We start from the raw sequence: 22,239 nt of genomic DNA on the forward strand, positions 1-22,239 counted from the left end.
GCTACCATTCACCGTCTGGAAATTAAAGAAGAATACTCGCATGCAGGACGTGCTAATTTGCCGCAATATTAATAAAACCTATCAAGATGGCAGTAATGCTACCCCCGTTTTACACGATGTCTCTCTTTCAATAAAAGCTGGCGAACATGTTGCTATTTTAGGTAGCTCCGGCTCAGGTAAAAGCACCCTTTTACATATTCTTGGAGGGTTGGATAAACCTTCTAGCGGCGAAGTCGAATTCAATGGAAAATCACTCGGTCAATTATCTGGAAATGCATTAGCAAAGCTTCGCAATGACGAAATGGGCTTTATCTATCAATTTCATCATTTGCTCGGTGAATTCACAGCGTTAGAAAATGTAGCAATGCCGCTAAGAATTAGAGGGCTCTCGACCAAATTGGCCCACGGCAAGGCTCGTGAAATGTTAGATGAAGTTGGGCTTTCTCACCGCGTCGACCATTTACCATCGACCATGTCAGGCGGTGAACGACAGCGTGTGGCAATAGCACGAGCTTTAGTTACCGAGCCATCAGTGGTGCTGGCCGACGAACCTACAGGAAATCTTGATGACTCGACGGGTGAGCAAATTTATAAACTGCTTACTAGCTTAAGTGATAAAAAAGGGACAGCGTTTGTCGTCGTTACCCACGATATTACCTTGGCTAGGAAAATGGACAGGGTGCTGAAGATAAAGGACGGCAGATTAGCGAGCGATACGTTGTTCAAGGAGAGCCAAGATGCTCGCCTTTGAATTGGCCCAACGCTTCAGAAAAACACGTTCAGAACAGCGTTTCATCTCTTTTATTTCGATGTCATCCACCATTGGGATTGCCCTTGGTTGCTTTGTACTAATTGTGTTGCTGAGCGTAATGAACGGGTTTGAAAAAGAGCTTACAAGTCGTATTTTGAGTGTGGTTCCTCATGGTGAATTATATAGCAAGAGCGAAAGCGGGATAGAAAATTTAGACGCGCGGCTCTATCGTTTGTCTCAAGATAGCCGTATTGCCTCTGTCACGCCATACACAGGGATAACCGGAATGTTGCAGTCAAAGGGGGAGTTGAAGGCAATTAGCGTTACTGGTATTCCGGTTAACAGTGTTAGCGACAAATATGCTGAAAGAGTCACAAGTGACGAATGGCAACGTTTTTCGACGCAGAAAAATGGTCTCATTGTAGGAAAGGGTATTTTCGCTTCCATGGACCTTAATATTGGTGACATTGTTCAAATACTCATTCCCCAAACAACTCAGGATCTAACCTTCAAAGCCCCACGTTCAATTACGCTTTCTATTTCTGGAGTGCTATCTGTTGGCGGTGAACTCGATAACCAGCTGGGTTTAATGCACTTGGAAACAGCGTCTGAAGCTATTGGTATTTCATCTAAGTCACAAGGAATTCAATTTACACTTAACGACCCATTTTCATCTTACGACACGATGCGAGATATAGGTTACAGCTATCCTCAGGCTGTTTACATGTCTGACTGGACACGTACCCAGGGCCATTTGTATAACGATATTCAGCTAGTTAGAGCTGTGGTGTATATCGCCTTGACGCTGGTCATTGCCGTTGCTTGTTTTAACATTGTGTCGTCACTGGTTATGGCGGTTAGAGACAAACAGGCTGCCATCGCAATATTAAAAACCATGGGAGCGACAGATCGTTTAATTCGCAATACCTTCGTGTTACAGGGCGTTATCAATGGCGTTATAGGCATTACTGTAGGTGTGGTTTTAGCGCTACTGGTAGCACCTAACCTCTCTGAGATTGTTCGCTTTATTGAGGTGGCGATAGGCATAGAAATTCTATCAGGCGATATATATTTCATCGATTTCCTACCATCTGATCTACATTGGCAAGACGTTGTAGTAACCGTGGTTGTTGCTATGTTCTTGAGTGTGGGCGCTACTATTTATCCAGCGCAAAAGGCAGCCAAAGTATCACCTTCATCAGCGCTTCACTAACTTTAAGCTCAATAGGGTAAGTAATACCAGTCAGCATAGATCATTACCCACTCAGCGAGAGTTAAAATGTTCGTAATCGCGGCGTGTTACCGCAGGTATAGTGGTTCTACATCAAGGTGACACAACAAAGAGTACGGACAAACTAACTAAAAAGGCCAGCAATTGATGCTGGCCTTTTTAGTATGCGACTGCTTCTGTAAACTCATATGTAAATCGAGCTAAAGAAGCTTTTGTAGTCGTTATTTATTCTTTTCAAAATGTTCGAAGTCCACATCTTCCTGCTTCAAACCGGCTTTAGGATCGTTATAAACGCTTTCGTCCAATGCTCCTTCGCTTTTAGCTACAATGCACGACACCATACAGTCGCCTGTAATGTTTACCGCAGTGCGTGTCATATCCAGCAGTCTGTCTACACCGATAATAAGTGCGATCCCTTCAACCGGTAGGTTCACTTGCTGCAATACCATAGCTAGCATGATAAGGCCCACACCTGGCACACCGGCGGTTCCGATTGAAGCAAGGGTGGCGGTAAGTACTACCATCATATAGTCGCCAAGGCTTAAATCGACAGCGTAAACCTGAGCAATAAAGACCGTGGCAACACCCTGCATTATGGCCGTGCCGTCCATGTTAATTGTTGCGCCTAGCGGCAGGGTGAACGACGATACCGAGTTACCTACGCCAAGCTTGTTTTTCGCCGTTTCCATAGTGACGGGCAAGGTAGCGCTACTGCTTGAGGTACTAAATGCGAATAGCGCAGCGTCACGCATTTTCTTCATCAAGATAACAGGGTTTAATCCCGATAGAGCTTTTAGCAGCACTGAGTAGGTTACCAGGCCGTGAAGGATTAACACGCCAAATACTAAGAAGAAATATTTCGCCAGGCTCAGAATTGTTTCGCCACCAATAGTGGAGAAGAGTTTCGCCATCAACACGTACACGCCGTATGGCGCTAAGTTCATGATGATGGTTACAAGACGCATGATTACCGTATTAATATCTTCAAAGATAGCGGTAAGACGCTTGCCCGCATCACCTGTCATCGCCATAGCTATACCAAACAGTACGGCGAACACAATGATCTGTAGCATGTTGCCCTGTGCCATTGAGTTAATTGGGTTGCTTGGGAACATGTTAACGATAACGTCAGACAGGCTAGGGGCCTCTTTCGCTTGGAAAGTAGTTTCTGTTGTTAGATTTAGCCCATCACCCGGAGACACCACTAAAGCTATACTCATGGCTAGTGTTATGGCAATGGCGGTTGTGACAACATAGAGTCCGACTGACTTTGCACCAAGTCTTCCCAATTTACTAGGGTCAGACAGTGTGCTGGTTCCGCAAATTAAGGAAACAAACACAAGAGGAACCACAAGCATTTTTAAGCTGGCAATAAATATTTGGCCGAGAGTGGAAAATATACCTTCTACAAGAATGTTATACGTTGAGAACGCTAAACCGAATATCGAAAACGTAAAATCTCCGCTATCATCAAACAATAATTGGAGAAAGACACCAGTCAAGATACCGGCAGCCATGCCGATAAAGATGCGGGCGGTTAAACTATATTTATGTGCAGATGAAGACATTAATGTTCCCTGTGCATTTTTATATTTTTAATCTTTCGTAGTGTGCCAGATTCAGTTGATTTTTAAACATAAAAAACGACGCAATTGTCAATAAAAGAGGTTCAGGAACGAATTATGTCGACATTAGCGAAAACGCTAAGCCTAATTAGCGCATTATTTATGCTAACAGCATGTGGTGGGGGCGGTTCATCAGTCTCTCGAGATAACACGGATAACGGAAGCGGAGACGGCGGTACCACATCACCAACCTATTCAATCGCTTTAACACTTGAAAATGAAAGTGGAGCAAGCGACAACAGCCTTTCTGAAGACAATAGTCTGTTTGTTGTTGCGACCGTGTCAGATCAAGATGGCAATCCGCATGCAGACGCGTTACTAACCTTTACGCTAAGCAACGAACAACTAGCCGAGTTTGGCAACGACACGGGAACGGCGCGTACAAATTCAAATGGTGTAGCCCGATTACGCCTTAATGCCAGCACGGCTTCTGGAGATGGCGAAATTACCGCTGCGCTCGGTAGCGGCGAAACGGGAACTACCACGTTTTCAGCCACAGCGGTGACAAGCACCGACCCAACAACAATAAGTGTATCGCTAGCCCTACAAAATGCAGCTGGGGAAGCAGATAACAGCTTATCTTCTAGCAACGCATTGGTTGCGCTGGCAACCGTGACTAATTCTGAGGGTGAGCCTCAGGCCGATTTGCTCCTAACTTTCTCATTGAGCAATGATGATTTAGCGACGTTTTCTAACGATACTGCCACTGCACTGACTAATGCAGAAGGCGTAGCGTCGATCGGTATGTCGGTGGGAAGCGCATCAGGGGATGGTGAAGTAACGGCTACTTTGTCAACTGGTGAAGCGGATTCAACTACATTCAGCTCTACGGGCAGTACAACGGTAAGTGAAGAGCCTGCTTCACTAGACCTGTTCGCAAGTAGTATTTTATTGCCATCGAGTGGTAACGACCAAATTGAGCTTATTGCTTTGGTGAAAAATGCGCAAAGTGTGTTGATGGAAGGAGTCGATGTATCTTTTTTCGCTGAGAATGAAGACGGTTTACAAATTCAATTAAGTCAACCTGTTACCGCGGAAGATGGTACTGCTAGAGCATTTGTGTCAACACGAAATAATGCGATGAACAGGCCTGCTGAGGTTTTTGCCCAAGCTGGGAGCCTGCCGGCTGAGAAAATTTTGATTGAAATCAGCGGGACAGAAGTCACTGCTAACGGACCTTCATCTGTTATTCTAAACAGTACAGCCGAATTTACATTGAGAGTGCAAGATTCTGACGGCAACCCATTGGGAAATGAGTCTATAATCATCGAGCCCGGCACGGGAACATTTGACAATACGGCAGTTACCACAGGCGCAAATGGCCAAGTAAGCGTTACATATACAGCCGTCCAATCAGGTACCGACTCATTCAATGTGCGCGCTCTAGGTGCGCTCACTGTAGTTACTATCCAAGTTCAACAAGATGAATTTGACTTCGACAATATTCCACAGTCTGAAATACCATTAAACACGCCAACCTTGGTTTCTGTCCAATGGCTCAAGGATAACCTGCCAGTCGTGGGGCAAGAAGTTACATTTAGTATTTCTCGCGGTGAGTTTGTAAATGGTAGCACAAGTACGACAGATTCAAACGGCGTTGCCCAAGTTTCTATTCAGGCTGATAATGCAGGAATTGCCTCGCTTACCGCAACTGGCCTCGACAGTAGCGATGGTTCTTCGGTTAGTGCGGTAGAAGAAGTTGCGTTTATCGCGGTTGTACCAGCAACCCTCATCGCTGATGCAACGCCAGATATAATAGGGCCAGACGGTCAAACGAGTACTATAACCGCAATCGTAAGAGATCCGAGTGGAAACTTGGTTAAAGATCAAGTTATCAATTTCAATGTTAACGATACATCTACAGGGTTTATCTCACCTTCTCAGTCTCGAACAGACAGTAATGGCGTAGCTTCTACTGTTTTCACGTCAGGGTCTACGTCAAGCGAAGATGCTGTGATTATTTCAGCAGAAGTCGCGAGCAACCCTTCAATTCGTGACACCGTAAATATGACGGTAGGAAGTAGACCGTTTGATATTTCTATTGGTACAGGAAACACACTTGAAGAGCCAGACACAGAAACGTACCTTAAGCGCTTTGCTGTCTTTGTTTCTGACTCAGCTGGGAGACCCGTTAGTGGAGTGTCGTTAACAGCTTCTGCTACCCCAGTTAAGCGAACTGAACCGGACAACAGAGGAATTTATCTAAAAGGACGATGGAACTGGAACGAAGACCGTTCTATTTGGGAGCCAATCGTAACAGCGGTTTGCCAAAATGAAGATGCAAATAGCAATGGTATATTAGACGCCGGAGAAGATACAAATGGTGACACATTCTTAACGCCTGGTATTGTGGGGACTATCTCAGTCGGGGGTAATGGCGTGACCGACATAAACGGGCAAGCTGAATTAATCTATCGTTACCCAGCAAGCTATGGCTACTGGTACGATACCGTCATTACAATATTCGGGCAGTCTAATGGTAGTGAGTCGAGCGCTGACCACTTTTACAGGCTAGGAGTTAGTTCTGAAGACCTGACTAATGAAGGTGCAGGGCTTCCGGCGAACCCATTTGGGATGTCAAACAGCTGTACCGACTTTGATTAAGCTGCACAAGTTATTAAGTAGTATCAGCTGATTCCTTGAAAGAAAGCCCGACGCAAGCGTCGGGCTTTTTGTTTTGATGGTAGCTTTAAAGCAGAATAGGTGCGTAAATAAAGATTGTTACGCCTGTTGGAATGGGTAAACCGAGCCAATTTTAAGGATTTGTGTAAGCTCATCAAGCGCAGTACGAGATTCAATTAGCAGCTGCGGATCGCGCAAGTCATCTTCACCTAATTCATCGCGATAGTGCTTGTCGACCCAAGTGTTTAGGCGAGCGAACTGTGTATCGTTGATTAACGTATTTTGATTAACTGCGGCAAGTTCTTGGTCATTCATCGCAACGCGCAAACGCAAACATGCCGGACCACCGCCATTACGCATGCTTTGTTTAACATCAAAATAATTAACCGACTTAATGGGCGTACCCAGAGTTACCAGCTTGTCTAAATAGCGCTTAACGGCTTCATTTTCCTCACACTCAGTTGGCGCGATGATGGTCATATCACCACCTGGAAGCGTTATAATTTGCGTATTGAACAAGTAGGTTTTTACTGCGTCTTGTACAGAGACTTCAGCAGTCGGTACTTCGATAAAGTGAAGCGGTTCGCTACCAAATTTAGCTTGAAGCTCTTTAAATCCAGCGTCTTTTTGATGAAACGCTTGCTCGTGGAAAAACAACACATTTTGGTTACCAACAGCGATCACATCGTTGTGGAATACGCCTTGGTCGATAACGTCTGGGTTTTGCTGCATGTAAACTACGCCATCGTCGTCTAGACCGTGTAAGCGAGCTACTGCTTGGCATGCTTCTAGCGTTTGGCGAGCCGGATATTTTTTCGGTGCTGGTTTGCTGGTATCAAATGCATGACGACCATAAACAAACAACTCTACGCCTGCCTGACCATAGTTGCTGCAAAGTCGCGTGTGGTTGGCTGCACCTTCGTCACCAAAATGCTCGTTATCTGGCAGGTGCTGGTGATGAGCAAAGTGCTTTTCATTGGCAAATGTACCGCGCAGGATATTGCCTGTAACCTGAGGCTCTAGTGAACGATGGAACTTGTTGGTTAAGTTTGCAGGGGTAAAGTGAACGCGACCATCGGCAGTATCGGCACTAGGAGACACAGTGGCGGCATTTGCAGTCCACATGCTACTGGCAGAACAACAAGCAAGGAAAATCTCGCGAGATTGCTTTGCAGCGCTTTCTAGCACGCGAGCATCAGAGCCTGTGAAGCCTAATCGGCGCAGTGCGGCGATGTCAGGACGCTCTTGTGGGGCCAACACACCTTGAATCATTCCCATATCGGCCAACGCCTTTGCTTTGGCTAAGCCTTGCTTTGCAGCTTGTTTTGGACTGCTCTTTGCGTTTGCGTTGTTCAGGGAAGCGACATTGCCAAACGACAAACCGGCATAGTTATGGGTAGGTCCTACAAGACCATCAAAGTTAACTTCAAACTGCTTCATACTTTCCCTCATTCTTGGAGTTTTGGCGCTTGACCCTATATGTTACTTTTCCATACGCACTGCGATTAATTTAATAGCAGCGGCAACGCTTTCGTTCTTTTACAGGGACAAACGATGCACTTCTTCACACCTGAACATGTTGTCAGGCTAGGTTGGAATGGCTGGCATTATACGGCTTTTAAGGCCAATGCCAATCGCACTGTTTATTTATTGTACAGTTTTTGCGCGTGTTTAAAGCAAAGGAAAGAATAAGTATGAAGAAGATCTTGTTTTCCATTCACTTTGTAGATATATGTTAAAAAAGAGCGAGTACCCTATATATAGTGCAAGGTTGCTCCAATTTTCAGAATTTGACGTAAATAGTCATTAAAAATCAATAGGTTTAGTTCAATTATATGGCAAAATCACTGGTCATAGTCGAGTCACCAGCCAAAGCGAAAACGATAAATAAATATCTCGGTAAAAATTTTATCGTAAAAAGTTCGGTTGGCCACGTGCGAGATCTTCCGACGAAGGCTTTAGGCAAAGTAGAGCCTAAAAAACCGGCTAAAGAACTCAAAACTTTAAGCGAAGAAGAGCGTCAAGAATATCTTCGCCGTCACGAATATTTGAAGCTTGTAGACAGAATGGGTGTGGATCCAGAGAAAGACTGGAAAGCCCACTATCAAGTGCTACAGGGTAAAGAGAAAGTCGTTAACGAACTTAAAAAGCTTGCTAAAGATGCTGACACTATCTATCTCGCGACCGATTTGGACCGCGAAGGGGAAGCGATTGCATGGCATTTACAAGAGCTGCTAGGTAAAAAAGACAAAACTTACCAGCGAGTGGTTTTTAACGAAATTACTAAAAACGCGATTCAAGATGCGTTCTCAGATCCGGGCGAACTAAACATTTCTCGCGTCAACGCCCAGCAAGCTCGTCGATTCCTAGACCGTGTTGTAGGCTTCATGGTATCGCCACTTCTGTGGAAAAAAATTGCGCGAGGCCTCTCAGCAGGGCGTGTTCAATCGGTAGCGGTTAGGCTTGTTGTAGAGCGTGAGCGAGAAATTAAAGCGTTTGTACCTGAAGAGTTTTGGGACGTACACGCAGATTTAACTAGCCAGCAAAAGGCGGCACTGCGCATGCTGGTAGCAAAGCACCAGGGCAATGCGTTCAAGCCTAAAAACAAGGCCGAAACAGATAAAGCGCTTGCTGACTTAGAAGGGGCTAACTACAAGGTAGAAAGCCGCGAGTCAAAGCCTACGCAAAGTCGTCCTTCTGCACCATTTATTACCTCAACGCTACAACAAGCGGCAAGTACTCGATTGGGCTTTGGTGTTAAGAAAACCATGATGATGGCACAGCGCCTTTATGAGGCGGGCTACATCACCTATATGCGTACGGATTCAACCAATTTAAGCCAAGAGGCGTTGGACAGTGCTCGTGCGTACATTTCAGATAATTTTGGTGACAAGTACCTGCCTGATTCGCCAAATCGCTACGGCAGTAAAGAAGGTGCGCAAGAGGCGCACGAAGCGATCCGCCCTTCAAACGTGAGCATAAGTGCTGCAAGTTTGGGCGATATGGAGCGCGATGCACAGCGTCTTTATGAGCTTATTTGGCGCCAGTTTGTGGCCTGTCAAATGACTCCAGCTAAGTACGATGCAACCACTATTAAAGTGGCGGCGGGTGATTACGAGCTGACGGCGAAAGGCCGCGTACTTAAGTTCGATGGTTGGACTCGCGTTCAACCTCAGCTTCGCAAAAAAGGCGAAGAAGAGCTCATGTTGCCTGATGTACAAAAAGGCGATGTGCTTGACTTAAAAGCGCTTGATCCTAAACAGCACTTCACCAAGCCTGTAGCGCGATTTAATGAAGCTTCGTTGGTAAAAGAGCTTGAAAAACGCGGTATTGGTCGTCCATCGACCTACGCCAGTATTATTTCGACGATTCAAGATCGCGGCTATGTGCGCTTAGAGAACAAGCGTTTTTATGCCGAGAAAATGGGCGAAATCGTAAACGATCGTCTGATGGAAAACTTTGACGATTTAATGAGCTATGACTTTACTGCCAACATGGAGCAGCATCTTGATGATATTGCTGAAGGCAAGAAAAATTGGAAGGACGTGCTCAACGACTTTTACAGCGGCTTCTACGGAAAACTGTTAAACGCTGAGAAAGACCCTGAAGAGGGCGGTATGCGCTTGAATCAGGCAGTGCCTGCAGGTGTTGAGTGCGATAAATGCGGCCGTGAAATGAACGTGAGAACCGCGTCAACTGGCGTATTCTTGGGCTGTTCAGGCTACAATTTACCGCCGAAAGAGCGCTGCACAAACACCATGAATTTAACGCCTGGTGACGAAGTCGTGAAAGTGGACGATGAAGAAGAGCTCGAAACAGAAGCGCTTCGTTCTAAAAAGCGTTGTCCTAAGTGCGGCACGGCGATGGACAGTTACTTGGTTGACGAAACCCGTAAACTTCATGTGTGTGGTAACACGCCAACATGTGATGGCACCTTGGTTGAAACAGGCACATTCAAGATAAAAGGCTATGACGGCCCCATTATTGAGTGTGATAAATGTGGCAGCGATATGGAGCTTAAAAACGGTCGATTTGGTAAATACTTCGGCTGCACCAAAGAAGAGTGTAAGAATACTCGTAAGCTACTTAGAAACGGCGAAGCTGCGCCGCCAAAAGAAGATCCGGTAGATTTACCTGAGCTTCCATGTGAAAAGTCTGACGCGCACTTTATGCTACGTGATGGCGCTTCGGGAATTTTCTTAGCGGCGCATAACTTTCCAAAGTCGCGTGAAACTCGTGCACCGAAAGTGGAAGAACTTGCTCGCTTTAGGGATAGAATTTCGCCGAAATTCTACTATCTTGCTGATGCGCCACAAACAGACCCTGATGGTAACCCTGCAATAGTTCGATACAGCAGGAAGACCAAACAGCAATACGTGATGTCTGAGAATGACAACGGTAAAGCAACAGGATGGTCTGCGTGGTACGACAATGGCAAATGGCAGGAGCAAGCCGCTAAAAAGCCAGCGACTAAAGCCAAGAAGAAGTAACGCCTTTAATTCGGAAAAGGTAAAAATAGACCTTTAATTGAAATTCACAAGCCCGACATTGTTCGGGCTTGTTACGTAGTTAAAAGACGGTAAACGTCTGCAAAGCGTATCAATAGAAACAGAGTAACAGAGAGTAATTATGGCCTCCTTACAAGACCAACTACTGAAAGCCGGTTTGGCCGATAAAGCGTCTGCAAAGCAAGCGCGTGCAGATAAACGCAAAAAACAAAAGCAAAAGAATAAGCAAAAACAACCTGTCGTTGATGAAGCGACTATTGCTGCTCAACAAGCAGCTGAAGAGAAAAAAGCGCGCTCACGCGAGCTAAACCAGCTTCAACAGCAGGAGCGAGAGAAGCGCTCAATTATTGCGCAGGTAAGGCAGCTTATTACGGTAAACAAACAACCGCGCAATGGCGAAACCTTACTTAACTTTACACACGACAACGTAGTAAAGCGTCTGTATGTGAGTGAAGAGATGCACAAGCAAGTGACAAAAGGTCGTTTGGCTGTTGTATTGTTAGATGACGCTTATGAACTAGTACCAGCCCCCGTTGCTGACAAAATTGCACAGCGCGACGAGGCTTCAGTTATTTACCGTGCTGATTTAGATAAGAGCGGAGCCGATGGTAAAGATGAAGAAGAAGATGATTGGTACGCCGATTATGAAATTCCAGATGATTTAACCTGGTAGGCCCTCTAATTGATTCTCGCAGCCGCGCTCTGTATCACAGAGCGTGGTAAGCGGGAAAGTAGACGTAAAAAAATTTCAATAATTCGCCCCCTCCCAATACGCCATTGTGCCAATGGCGAACGACTTACCGTTAAGCATTCTCTGTTAAAAAATTCAACACGTTGATCTTTAGTAATTTTTACTTTTGCCGTTAACAAGTAATCTTTCTCATAACTACTTACGGTTTTCTCTACTATAGTTTTTTTTAGTCCTAACCCTGTTGAGCTTTGAAATACAGCAAAGATGAACAGGCCTACGTTACTAATTTTATTTGCATCGAACGTTTTTTCTTAGTTTTGGAGGGGTGCCATGGGTGTCTCAATTAAGTGGTTCTTCAGTGTTGTGGTGTCGTTGTGTGTGTCTTTTTCAGCAAATGCAGGACTATTCAAAATTTCTATTAACGATCTTGGTGGTTTAACACCTTCACAATCCAGTGTTTTTGATGATGCAATCGCTTATTGGGAGTCTTACTTAATAGGCGTTCAAAGCGAGTTTAATCACAATATTGTTATAGATGCGAGTGGCGTTGCACTTGATGGTGTGGGTGGCATATTGGGTAGTGCTGGCCCAACGGGTATCACTCAGCTACCAGACAGCACTTTTGTTTATGCAAATAAAGGCCGCATGCGTTTTGATACGGCAGACCTTGCTAGCTTAGAAAGTCGCGGTACGCTTTTTGATGTCATCGTACACGAGATGGCCCATGTTATTGGATTTGGAACATTGTGGACGACCGACTTTTTTATTGCGGGCAGCCAATCTAACTACGCCAGCGGTTCAGGGCGTTACACCGGAGAGTACGCTTTGGAAATTTATCGTCGCGAGTTTGTGGAAAACGCCACATTTATTCCTGTAGAACTGGGGGGAGGAGCCGGCACTGCCAACAGTCACTGGGACGAACCTTGGCCTGGTGGTTCATCAGACCTGATGACAGGGTATTTGGGGCCATATCCAATTTCGTTAAGTGATACCACTGTAGCGTCGTTTGCTGATATTGGCTATTTGACTACGGTTACTCATGCAGTAAGTGAAGCCGCAACGGTATGGCTATTTCTATTTTCAATGGGACTTGTTGTAAGAAGGCATCATCAAAGGTCAACAGGCGCTAGTACACGTCGTCTACAAATTTTTCAGGCGATGTCGGTCTAGCAGCGTTGCAGCGCTTGCGCAGAACAAATGCTAAATCTATGCTGGGCGAATAATCTTGAGTGATAGCTTCTATCAATCAGTATGTGCACATATCTTTGGGGTTTTTGGCTTATTCTAAAAACATGCGTTTAATGTACTTACAAGTCAAGCGTTCCATTGGTAGAATCATGATAGAAGCTATCTATCATGATTAAGGTATTGGTCTTTGGATATTCGTCAGCTCCGGTTTCTGGTCGCGTTAGATGAGACGCAGCACTTCGGTAAAGCGGCTAAGTCGTGCAATGTTACACAACCCACGCTTTCTTCACGCCTTCATAATTTAGAAGATGAGCTTGGTATTCAGTTGGTGGCTCGCAACCACAGATTCCAAGGCTTTACACCGGAAGGTGAAAGAATTTTGGCATGGGCAAGGAATATCTTAGCGGCGTGTGACGGATTACAAGCGGAAGCTGCATCGTGCAAAGGCGCCTTAGTTGGCCGACTTCGGATCGGTGCCGTTCCTCTAGCGAGTGTCGATCCTATCGACATTATTGACACCCTCTCAAAACAGCACAGTGCACTACAGTTTTCCTTACAAACACATAGCAGTGAGTATATCGTTAACGCGCTACACCGTAACGAACTTGACCTGGGTCTTTGTTACCTTGAAGGCATGAGCGCGCAACACTTCCATATTTTGCCGTTTAAAGCTACTCCAATGGTGTTGCTGTATCACCCCAATCATTACTGCTTTGAGCAAGATACCCTAAGCTGGCAGTCTCTTTCATCACTGCCACTTGGGTTATTAACACCTTCAATGCACTTTAGGCAGTCAATCACGCTAAACATGGCTAATGTGGGCGTGAACAATGAGCCTGTTATTGAATCAGACTCGGTTCATTGTTTACTGCAAGCAGTGAAAAAGGGGATGTGTTGTACGATCCTTCCAACCAACGTCGCAAAGGCCAAAGATGATTTAGGACTCGCCTATGTTACTGTTGACGATGGTAAAACCATTTCGCCTTTAGGGCTCATCATGCGAAAAGGCGAACCCAGCTCTCCCATTGCCAAACAATGCTTTGAGTTTTTAAAAGGATATGAGGAGATTTTCAATAAAGGGGGCATATGCAGTGAGTAAAGTGAATACGACACTCATCGGTTTAGTGCTTGCGGGTGGTCAATCGCGCAGAATGGGGCAAGATAAAGCACTTATGCGTTATCAGGGCCGTACTCTCATCGATAATGCTTCGTTACTTTTACAGTCTGCGAGTTGCGATAAAGTGTTAATTAGCCGCAACGCGCCAGGCTTTTTGAATGACAGAATTGAAGATGCAGGTCCGCTTAGCGGAGTACATGCTGTTTTAGACGCACTATCTCAATCTGATAGTCACAATGGCAATCCTTGTGAACTACTTGTTCTTCCCGTTGACATGCCGCAGATGACGCCCGAGCTTTTGAGAATATTAGTTTCGCGAGGGCGAGAGGCTGAAAAGGCATGTTATGTGGAAAAACGCTTTTTGCCTTTCTACTTACCCGTTACGCAGAAGACCAAAGCCCTCTTAGCCAACTATCTAGTTGAGCAAAAAAAAAGACGAGTGGTAGGATTTTTAGAAATTCTCAATGCAGTTTCTCTTAAAGAAGGCGACCTCAAAAAAACAGCGCGTAAAGATGAAAGCGATAACAAAAAGCGTCTCGCAAATATGTCCAATGAAGATGGCGTAGAGTGGTTGAATGTGAATACTCCAGGTGAATGGCCACATGAAAAGTAACACTGAACTGCACGCATTAGTTTTAGATGCTACACCCTATACTCAAAAGTTTGCCCTTGCCGAAGAAGTCGCTTTAAGCATTAGTTATAACGGTATTAATTATGCCGTAATGCTGATAACCCCAAACGACATTGAAGACTTCATTGTGGGCTTCAGTTTAAGTAACGACATTATCGAACATCCCCGCCAGCTTTACGGTATTGAATTGACGCATCACAAAGAACACATCAATGCGGAAGTTGAAATTGCCAATCAGGCGTTCTGGAAGTTAAAGGAAAATAAACGGCAATTGGCGGGGGCGTCGGGCTGTGGGCTCTGCGGTGTTGAGGCATTAGACAACGCTTTGCCTCAATTGACATCTATTGATGTATCGCCTTTGCCTGATGTGAGCTGGTTTAAAGGATTGCGAAGCCTTATATCTAATGCGCAAGCATTAGCTCAGCAGAGCGGTGCGGTGCATGGAGCGCTCTACATTGATGCTAAGCGCAATGTGCTGGCATGCCGAGAAGATATAGGAAGGCATAATGCTTTTGATAAATTAATTGGTGCTATCACCACCAAAAAACTCTTTCAACCTGAAGGTATTGTTGTGCTCACAAGCCGCTGCAGTTTAGAGTTGGTTCAAAAAGCGATAAGAGCTAAATTACCTTTGGTAGTGACGCTATCTGCTCCTACAGCCTTATCAGTAAAGTGGGCAAGCCGTTATGGTCTCACCCTGATCCATGTACCTAAGTATGACCCTCCGAGAGCTTACGCACCGCAAGAACAGTAGTGCGCAGCGAGCTAGTTAGAAACAAAGGGCCTGTACTGATAAGTACCGGATAAGCAACGAAAAGCTTACACCGCAGAGACTGCTATTCGGCCATCTGATTCAGATTTCGAAAGTTTGATCGCGATAAATTTCGATGTTGGTGTGAACGTGCCATCACCGTAACTTTCTAGTGGTACTAACGGATTGGTTTCGGGGTAATATGCTGCTGCTTGACCTTGCGGGATGTCGTAAGCCACCAACATAAACTGTTTAACTTGGCGTGTTTTGCCGTCGTTCCACATTGACGTAATGTCGACTTTATCGCCATCGTTAAAACCCAGCTTCTTAATGTCACGTTCATTGACAAACAGAACGTCCCGCGCGCCAAACACGTTTCTGTAGCGGTCATCCAAACCATAAATAGTTGTGTTGTACTGATCATGAGAGCGCAGTGTTTGTAAAATGAGGTCCGGCTCTTCACCTTTCGCAACGAGGTCAGCATTTAACAGTGAATCAGGCAGGGCGTTAGCAGCAAACTCGGCTTTGCCCGATGGTGTTAACCAGCGTCTCTCACCTGCTGCATTACCTAAATGAAAACCACCTGGTTGAGCGAGTTTGGTGTTAAAGTCTTTAAAACCGTCTATGGTGTCGGCAATGAGCTCACGAATATTGTCGTAATCGCTTATTAAGAAGTCCCAGTCTACCGGCGTGTTGCCTAACGTCGCCTTCGCGATACCAGCAATAATAGCGGGTTCAGAGCGAAGTTCGGGCGAGCTTGGCGGAAGTTGGCCATAAGAAATATGGACCATAGAAAACGTATCTTCCACAGTCACGCCTTGTTGCCCGCTAGCCTGCATGTCAATTTCAGTACGTCCCAAGCAGGGTAATATAAGCGCGTCTTTACCTGTGGTTAGGTGAGAACGATTTAATTTGGTGGCGATATGAACGGTTAAGTCGCATTGTGACAGCGCAGCGTGAGTACGCGGCGTATCTGGCGTCGCCTGGGCGAAATTACCGCCTAGGCCGATGAAAACTTTGGATTCACCACTTTCCATAGCCTGGATAGCTTGAATCGTATTGTGACCTCTTTCTCGTGGAACGGCGAAGTTAAACTTGTTCTCTAGTGCGTCAAGCAATGCTTTGGGGGGTACTTCGTTAATACCCACAGTTCTATCCCCCTGCACATTGCTGTGGCCACGAACGGGAGAAAGCCCTGCACCAGGCTTGCCCACGTTTCCTCGTAGTAGTTGTACGTTCACTATTTCCTGAACCGTAGCTACTGAGTGCTTGTGTTGGGTGATCCCCATTGCCCAGCACATGATCACCTGTTCTCCACGTTTGTACATGGTTGCCGCGTGACGTATTTCGTCTTTTGATAAACCGCTCTGCGCTTCAATATGCTCCCAGCTCGTCGCTTCAACAGTACTCAAATAGTCGTCCATTCCATTGGTATGTGCGTTAATAAAGTCGTGGTCGAATACGGGAGGAGCATTGTTTGCTTTGGCTTCTTGTTCCCAAGTTAACAGCCATTTTGCGATGCCGCGCATAACCGCCATGTCACCACCAAGAGCAGGCCTGAAATAGGCGGTATTAGTTGGCTCAGAGCCATTGGTAAGCATTTCAACGGGATGCTGTGGGTTTTGAAATCGTTCAAGGCCACGCTCTTTTAACGGGTTGAAGCATACCACTTGCGCCCCTCTTCGTACTGCTTCACGAAGAGGTTCTAGCATGCGAGGGTGGTTAGTTCCCGGATTTTGGCCGATAACAAAAATGGTGTCTGCTTTTGCAAAATCATTGAACGTAACTGTACCTTTGCCCACGCCTATCGTAGGTTTCATACCTTGCCCCGACGCTTCGTGGCACATATTTGAACAATCGGGAAAATTATTTGTGCCAAATGCGCGCACGAATAACTGATATAAATAGGCGGCTTCATTACTCGCCCGCCCGGAGGTATAAAACTCCGCCTGATGAGGGGAATGTAAACCCTTCAAGTGTTTGGCAATAAGTGCGAAGGCATCGTCCCATGATACTGGTTCGTAATGGTCTGCTTGAGCATTGTAGCGCATAGGGTGGGTGAGTCTCCCTTGTGACTCAAGCCAGTAGTCGGTGTGCTTTTTCAGTGAGCCGACCGAATACTTAGAGAAAAATGTTGGGTCTACATAGCGACCGGTAGACTCCCAGTTCACTGCTTTAGCACCATTTTCACAAAACTTCACTAAACCACTTTCTGGTGATTCACCCCACGCACAGCCTGGGCAGTCAAAGCCTTTGTCTTGGTTCGTCTTGAGCATGGCTCGTAGATTCTTAAGTGGCTTTTCGCTTTGGATCCAGCTCTGGGTTACACTCTTTAGTGCTCCCCATCCGCCAGCGGGTTTGTTGTACGTTTTGATGTTACGCTTATCACTCATGTTCTGCCCCTGTGTCTACGCGGGCATTTGCCCTTGTCTACAAAACCTAACCAAGACTTTTTGTCTAAACAGCGTAACCATTCTGGTTACGGTATTCCAATTGATTACGCTAACTAGATGATAGGGTTCATCAATTAACCGCTTATTTCCAGTCGCCTGTCTTTAGTGCATAGGGGGATATGTCTGTGATCTCATGGGAGTAGGGATACACACCCGAAATATGTGTTACCGAGAGTACCGAAAGAGACACAAAGCGCTCTGCACCTTCAAATGCGGTTATATTCGACTCGAGGGATTCGATACTCGCCTTTGCTTCAATAAACAGAAGGTCACCTGTTTCATTATCCCAAAAACACAGACCGACGCGTGGGTCTAGTAGGATGTTGCCCAAGGTATTAAAGAATTTATTACCGCTAAAATCGGGAAAGATTAACGAGTTCCCTTCCACTTTAACAAAGCCTGCTTTGCCCCCCCTGTGAGAAACGTCTAGCCCTTCATTCGCTGCATGGCCTAAAGATTTATGTCGTGAGGCAATAAAAAACGTTTCAGCCCTTGATATTAGCGTGCGTGCGCTTGGGGTGAGCACATTCGATGTTGAAGTAAAAAATGTAGAATCACCGGCACCTACTGTATTTTTCATTGGGGCAGTCTGAACGGCACGTTGTTTTTTGACTGTGGTTCGTTTGTGAATGTATTGGGGGCAGTTACCGAAACTTTGATCTACCAATATCGTAAGGTTTTCATTAGTTGCGTGACTTATCGTACCGTTCAACCGATTTCTTCGCCTTGTAGCGTATTCAATACCGACGATTCCAATTTTGCTGCCTGAAGTCACGTCGAGATTTAGCGAGTGTTGCATCATATTCCAAACTTCTACTGGTAGGCTAAAGCGTAATTGGGTAGCAGAGGGACTTTCTATGAAATCTCCTTCTCCCCAAACAGGCGTGGCTACAGGGTGGCCTTTTTCGTCTACCAAGGCGAAAACAGTGAACGGACTGGATGTAAAGAACTGCCTGTGTTGTTCCGGCATAAAGCTACGGATAAAACCATTCGTCCGCTCACCGATTTCCCTGTCAATTTCCAGCTTTTTTTGCAGTGCAATTTCGCCTTGATGAAACGCTGGGTTCAAGGATGATAGCTTAGGTAGAGACATAACGACCTCAATTAACTATACGGACTGGTATTGCGCGCTGGTGCGATGTCAGACGCTGGCATTGGGACAAAATTATCCAGACTCTCAACCGCATTTATCCAGGCATTGATAAGAGGAAACTTGTACAACGATATTCCTCCTTCAGGGGCATGAGCTATATACGAATACATGGCGATGTCTGCTGCGGTAACGTGTTCGCCAACCAAAAAAGCACTTACCGTGTTTTCTAGATGAGCCTCCATGTTTGCAAGTAACGTCTCGCTGGTGGCTAGTACTGTGGGCACATGAATCGTTGCTCCAAAAACGTATTCTAATCGCGCGGCGGCCGGCCCTTTAGCAAGTTCACCCGCTGAGACTGATAGCCAGCGTTGAATTAGCGCTTTTTCTTTGGCGTCCTTTCCTAGCCAATAGTCACTGTCTGCGTATGCGTGGATCAAATAAACCAGAATGGCATTGGAGTCAGCCAACGTGATATCACCGTCTGTTATCACGGGGACTTGTTTAAACACGTTAAGTGAGCTGAATCGATCACTCTTGTGCTCGCCTTTGGCCATGTCAGGCTCAACGGTTGTGAAAGGGATGGCATTCAGTGCCATAAACAATGAAACCTTGTGGCAGTGGCCAGATTTAGGGTTTTGAATCAAAACAATAGGGCTTTTTGGCAATGTATTGCTTGTTGGATTTGTCATAAATTCATCCTCTCAATAGAAATGGTTAGTTGAGTGTTATTATCAACATTGTTTACAGCTCAAGCTCGGACAGAGTGGGAAAATCGTCAGGGCGTCGTTCGCCATCCCACGTGAACTTTCGGTCACTTTCTGAAATAGGATGTTCGTTGATACTGGCAATACGTTTTTCCATTAGGCCATCAAGGTTGAACTGCCAATTTTCATTACCGTAAGCTCTATACCATTGACCAGAATCGTCCTTGTACTCGTATGCAAAGCGCACTGCTATGCGGTTTGCGTTGAATGCCCATAGCTCTTTTACTAATTTATAGTTGAGCTCTTTGTTCCACTTTCTCGTCAAAAAACTCACTATTGGAGCACGTCCTTCAATAAATTCTGCTCGGTTGCGCCAACGGCAGTCAAAGGTATAAGCACCTGCAACTTTTACCGCATCTTTGGTGTTCCATGCGTCTTCAGCAAGGCGCACTTTTTGCGCTGCGGTTTCAGGTGAAAAGGGGGGAAGCGGTGGTCTCATAATTAACTCCTGTAGGCATTGGGCTGTAGTGTAAAAACGTTAACCTGAACGAAAACGTGTAAAAGCTGATAGCGATACTAGAACTTTCCTTTTATTTAATAATTAGCTATTTTTGAAATTTATAATTTCATTGAGTGAAATAATATGGACAAGCTTTTGTGCATGAGAGTGTTTGCAGAGGCTGCTAAGTCGGGAAGCTTTGTAGGAGCTGCAGACGCGATGTCGATGTCAGCGCCTGCGGTTACTCGGTGTATTGCACATTTAGAGGCACAGTTAAATACTCGACTTTTTCATCGCACAACGCGGCAAGTGAAATTGAGTGAGGTTGGTGAACATTACCTTATTCATGTTTCACGTATACTGGCAGATATTGAGCAAAGTGAAGCTGCTGTGTCTGGCATTGATTTAGTGCCCAGAGGTGAGCTTAATATCACGGCACCCATTTTGTTCGGCGAACGTTATGTAACGCCAATAATATCCCAATTCCTTAAGGACTATCCCGACATTAGGGTTAACGGGCATTTTCACGACGATGTGGTGAATCTAATTGATAGCAATATGGATGTAGCAATACGTATAGGTAACCCGAAAGACTCTTCGCTTTATGGTCTTACGGTAGGATACGTGCGGCGTGTAACCTGTGCGGCGCCTAGCTACTTGGCGAGTAGCCCGGCCATAAAAAAGCCAGAAGATTTAAAACGGCACAGTGTGCTTTATCCGACGCGCTTTAACGAGCCAGCGGTATGGACGTATCACAAAAACGGCAGACCTATTGCCATTAAGCTCACACCTCGTTTTCAATCCAACCAAAACAGAGCGGCTATTAACGCCGCCATTGCAGGCGTTGGGGTTGTTCGGTTGATGTCCTATCAGGTTGCAGAAGCACTTAGAAGTGGTGATTTGGTAAGTTTGTTAGAAGATGTGGAAGACAAAAAGTTGCCTATACAGGTGGTAAGTGTTGAAGGGCGTAAGAACCTTACTAAGGTTAAAATGTTCATTGACTATGTCAAGGCAGGGTTGGCGAACAACGAGTATCTTAACCCTAGAGCCTGAATAATCCAGAGTATCTTGACCTACGCGTGTGGTGCTCAGGCTGCAGCATAAGTTGTGAGTAAAATGGGTTGCGTTACACTAAACCAATCGTTATCGTCGCAGAGATTTTAAAGTTAGCATTTTAAAATTGGCATCTTAAAATTTGTATTTTGACATCTATAACTTTAACAGGATCTGTTAAAGGCGCTACTCAAACGTTAATAATAAAAAATCATCGAGGCAACATGGTTTCCTGGCAATCACTTACATTTAATGAACTGACTAATCATCAACTCTTCGACTTGCTCAAGCTGCGTGTCGATGTTTTTGTCGTTGAGCAAAACTGTGCCTATCCGGAGCTTGACGAAAAAGACCGCCACCCAAAAACTCATCATTTAATGGGGTTTCAAGATAACAAATTGGTAGCGTGTGCACGATTACTTGGCGAAGGGGTTAGTTATCCATCGGTGAGTATCGGTCGAGTAGCTACCAGCGAAGCGTTCAGAGGTAAAGGGGCGGGCAGAGCACTTATGCGTGAAGCCATTGATCATTGTGAGGCGTTATGGCCAGGCTGTGATATTGAAATTGGCGCGCAAGAGTATTTAAAACGGTTTTATGAAGGTTTTGGGTTTGAAGCCACCTCGACTATGTACTTGGAAGACGATATTCCTCACATCGATATGAAAAGAGCAGGCACGGCAACAGCGTAGCTCAGTGCCTAGCTCGAAATATTGGTTTGCATGACCTTTTATGGCCCAGGCGTTTAACCTAATAATTATGTTTACCCGTGCCAACCTTTAAGCTGTGCTTTTATGTGCACCTAGATACCATCAACCCTAACGCTTATTTGGCATCGGGTAATTGGGAGACTAATTCATCTAGTCCGCTTACCACCGTGTCAGGCGCTATTGCTAACGGGTAAAGTACCTTACCGGGGCGTGCAATGAACGCGGCTTGCCAGCCTGCCTGTTTAGCACCAGCAATATCCCAACCGTGGGCCGCCACTAACATAGCGTCTTCTGCTGCTATACCCATTTTTTCAATAGCCCACTCATACGTGCGTGTATCGGGCTTATATAAGTTAATGTCTTCTACACTTAGTCGCTCGTCGAAATAAGACAAAAGATCAGCATTCTTAAATTGAGTATATACGCCTTGATTAGACGAGTTGGTAAGGCTTACTAGTTTATAACCCTTGTTTTTAAGTGCCTGTAAGCCATCGCGCACGTCAGGATGGGGTGGTAGGCTGCATATTCCGGCCGGATCTGAACAGCGATTCCGGAAATACTTGAACACTCATTCTGGAATTATTTGAACACTGATTCCGGATTTATTTAGTACAG

General features: G+C 45.5%; 17 protein-coding genes and 1 pseudogene. 11 read left to right on the forward strand and 7 right to left on the reverse strand.

Annotated features, from left to right (window positions below; translation table 11 throughout):
- Positions 1–40 precede the first annotated feature (40 nt).
- The gene (lolD, locus tag MHN09_RS07270; protein ID WP_061094835.1) at positions 41–751 is read left to right on the forward strand and encodes a lipoprotein-releasing ABC transporter ATP-binding protein LolD; all 711 of its coding nucleotides are present in this window, start codon (positions 41–43) and stop codon (positions 749–751) included.
- Positions 738–1,964, forward strand: coding sequence for a lipoprotein-releasing ABC transporter permease subunit (locus tag MHN09_RS07275; RefSeq protein WP_239239918.1), 1,227 nt, complete (start codon positions 738–740; stop codon positions 1,962–1,964). Before lolD ends, MHN09_RS07275 begins: the two co-directional genes overlap by 14 nt.
- Positions 1,965–2,203: 239 nt before the next feature.
- On the opposite strand, the gene MHN09_RS07280 is transcribed toward MHN09_RS07275, so the two are convergent.
- Positions 2,204–3,550 carry a dicarboxylate/amino acid:cation symporter gene (locus MHN09_RS07280; RefSeq protein WP_049589117.1) on the reverse strand — a complete coding sequence of 449 codons (1,347 nt, stop codon included), beginning with the start codon at positions 3,548–3,550 and terminating at the stop codon, positions 2,204–2,206.
- A 114-nt stretch (positions 3,551–3,664) separates the two neighbouring features.
- Between MHN09_RS07280 and MHN09_RS07285 the strand changes: the two genes are divergently transcribed.
- A complete protein-coding gene (locus MHN09_RS07285) occupies positions 3,665–6,211 on the forward strand; it encodes an Ig-like domain-containing protein (RefSeq protein ID WP_187447893.1) in 2,547 nt (848 codons plus the stop codon).
- 117 nt (positions 6,212–6,328) lie between these two features.
- On the opposite strand, the gene astB is transcribed toward MHN09_RS07285, so the two are convergent.
- On the reverse strand, positions 6,329–7,669 hold the full coding sequence (gene astB / locus MHN09_RS07290; RefSeq protein ID WP_239239920.1) for an N-succinylarginine dihydrolase: 1,341 nt from the start codon (positions 7,667–7,669) through the stop codon (positions 6,329–6,331).
- Positions 7,670–8,064: 395 nt separating this feature from the next.
- On the opposite strand from astB, the gene topA reads away from it, so the two are divergent.
- From topA to fdhD, 6 genes are all read left to right on the forward strand, one after another.
- Positions 8,065–10,719, forward strand: coding sequence for a type I DNA topoisomerase (topA, locus tag MHN09_RS07295; protein ID WP_049589114.1), 2,655 nt, complete (start codon positions 8,065–8,067; stop codon positions 10,717–10,719).
- Positions 10,720–10,858: 139 nt separating this feature from the next.
- Positions 10,859–11,410 (forward strand): DUF2058 domain-containing protein, encoded by a 552-nt coding sequence (locus MHN09_RS07300; RefSeq protein WP_014976306.1) that lies wholly within the window; start codon positions 10,859–10,861, stop codon positions 11,408–11,410.
- Positions 11,411–11,758: 348 nt separating this feature from the next.
- Complete coding sequence (locus MHN09_RS07305) at positions 11,759–12,598, forward strand: leishmanolysin-related zinc metalloendopeptidase (RefSeq protein WP_239239922.1); 840 nt, start codon at positions 11,759–11,761, stop codon at positions 12,596–12,598.
- Positions 12,599–12,803: 205 nt separating this feature from the next.
- On the forward strand, positions 12,804–13,715 hold the full coding sequence (locus tag MHN09_RS07310; RefSeq protein WP_239239924.1) for a LysR family transcriptional regulator: 912 nt from the start codon (positions 12,804–12,806) through the stop codon (positions 13,713–13,715).
- A complete protein-coding gene (locus tag MHN09_RS07315) occupies positions 13,708–14,346 on the forward strand; it encodes a molybdenum cofactor guanylyltransferase (RefSeq protein ID WP_239239926.1) in 639 nt (212 codons plus the stop codon). Before MHN09_RS07310 ends, MHN09_RS07315 begins: the two co-directional genes overlap by 8 nt.
- The gene (gene fdhD, locus MHN09_RS07320) at positions 14,336–15,118 is read left to right on the forward strand and encodes a formate dehydrogenase accessory sulfurtransferase FdhD (RefSeq protein WP_239239928.1); all 783 of its coding nucleotides are present in this window, start codon (positions 14,336–14,338) and stop codon (positions 15,116–15,118) included. The genes MHN09_RS07315 and fdhD overlap by 11 nt, the downstream gene beginning before the upstream one ends.
- A 65-nt stretch (positions 15,119–15,183) precedes the next feature.
- Here the strand turns inward: fdhD and MHN09_RS07325 are convergent, their stop codons facing one another.
- The 4 genes from MHN09_RS07325 to MHN09_RS07340 form a co-directional block, all read right to left on the reverse strand.
- Positions 15,184–17,508, reverse strand: coding sequence for an FdhF/YdeP family oxidoreductase (locus MHN09_RS07325; RefSeq protein ID WP_239239930.1), 2,325 nt, complete (start codon positions 17,506–17,508; stop codon positions 15,184–15,186).
- 142 nt (positions 17,509–17,650) lie between these two features.
- The gene (locus tag MHN09_RS07330) at positions 17,651–18,661 is read right to left on the reverse strand and encodes a pyridoxamine 5'-phosphate oxidase family protein (protein WP_239239932.1); all 1,011 of its coding nucleotides are present in this window, start codon (positions 18,659–18,661) and stop codon (positions 17,651–17,653) included.
- Positions 18,662–18,672: 11 nt separating this feature from the next.
- Complete coding sequence (locus MHN09_RS07335; RefSeq protein WP_239239935.1) at positions 18,673–19,350, reverse strand: glutathione binding-like protein; 678 nt, start codon at positions 19,348–19,350, stop codon at positions 18,673–18,675.
- A gap of 52 nt (positions 19,351–19,402) precedes the next feature.
- Positions 19,403–19,864, reverse strand: coding sequence for a nuclear transport factor 2 family protein (locus MHN09_RS07340; protein ID WP_239239938.1), 462 nt, complete (start codon positions 19,862–19,864; stop codon positions 19,403–19,405).
- A 144-nt stretch (positions 19,865–20,008) separates the two neighbouring features.
- Here MHN09_RS07340 and MHN09_RS07345 point away from each other — a divergent pair, with 144 nt between their 5' ends.
- Complete coding sequence (locus MHN09_RS07345) at positions 20,009–20,917, forward strand: LysR family transcriptional regulator (protein WP_239239941.1); 909 nt, start codon at positions 20,009–20,011, stop codon at positions 20,915–20,917.
- A 224-nt stretch (positions 20,918–21,141) separates the two neighbouring features.
- Entirely contained in the window at positions 21,142–21,606 is a 465-nt protein-coding gene (locus MHN09_RS07350; protein WP_039229671.1) for a GNAT family N-acetyltransferase, read from the forward strand.
- Positions 21,607–21,739: 133 nt separating this feature from the next.
- On the opposite strand, the pseudogene MHN09_RS07355 reads toward MHN09_RS07350, so the two are convergent.
- Positions 21,740–22,150 (reverse strand): annotated as a pseudogene (locus tag MHN09_RS07355) (HAD-IA family hydrolase); the annotation flags it as partial.
- Positions 22,151–22,239: the final 89 nt, after the last annotated feature.

It is taken from the genome of Alteromonas sp. MmMcT2-5, assembly GCF_022348315.1.
Lineage (GTDB): Bacteria > Pseudomonadota > Gammaproteobacteria > Enterobacterales > Alteromonadaceae > Alteromonas > Alteromonas macleodii.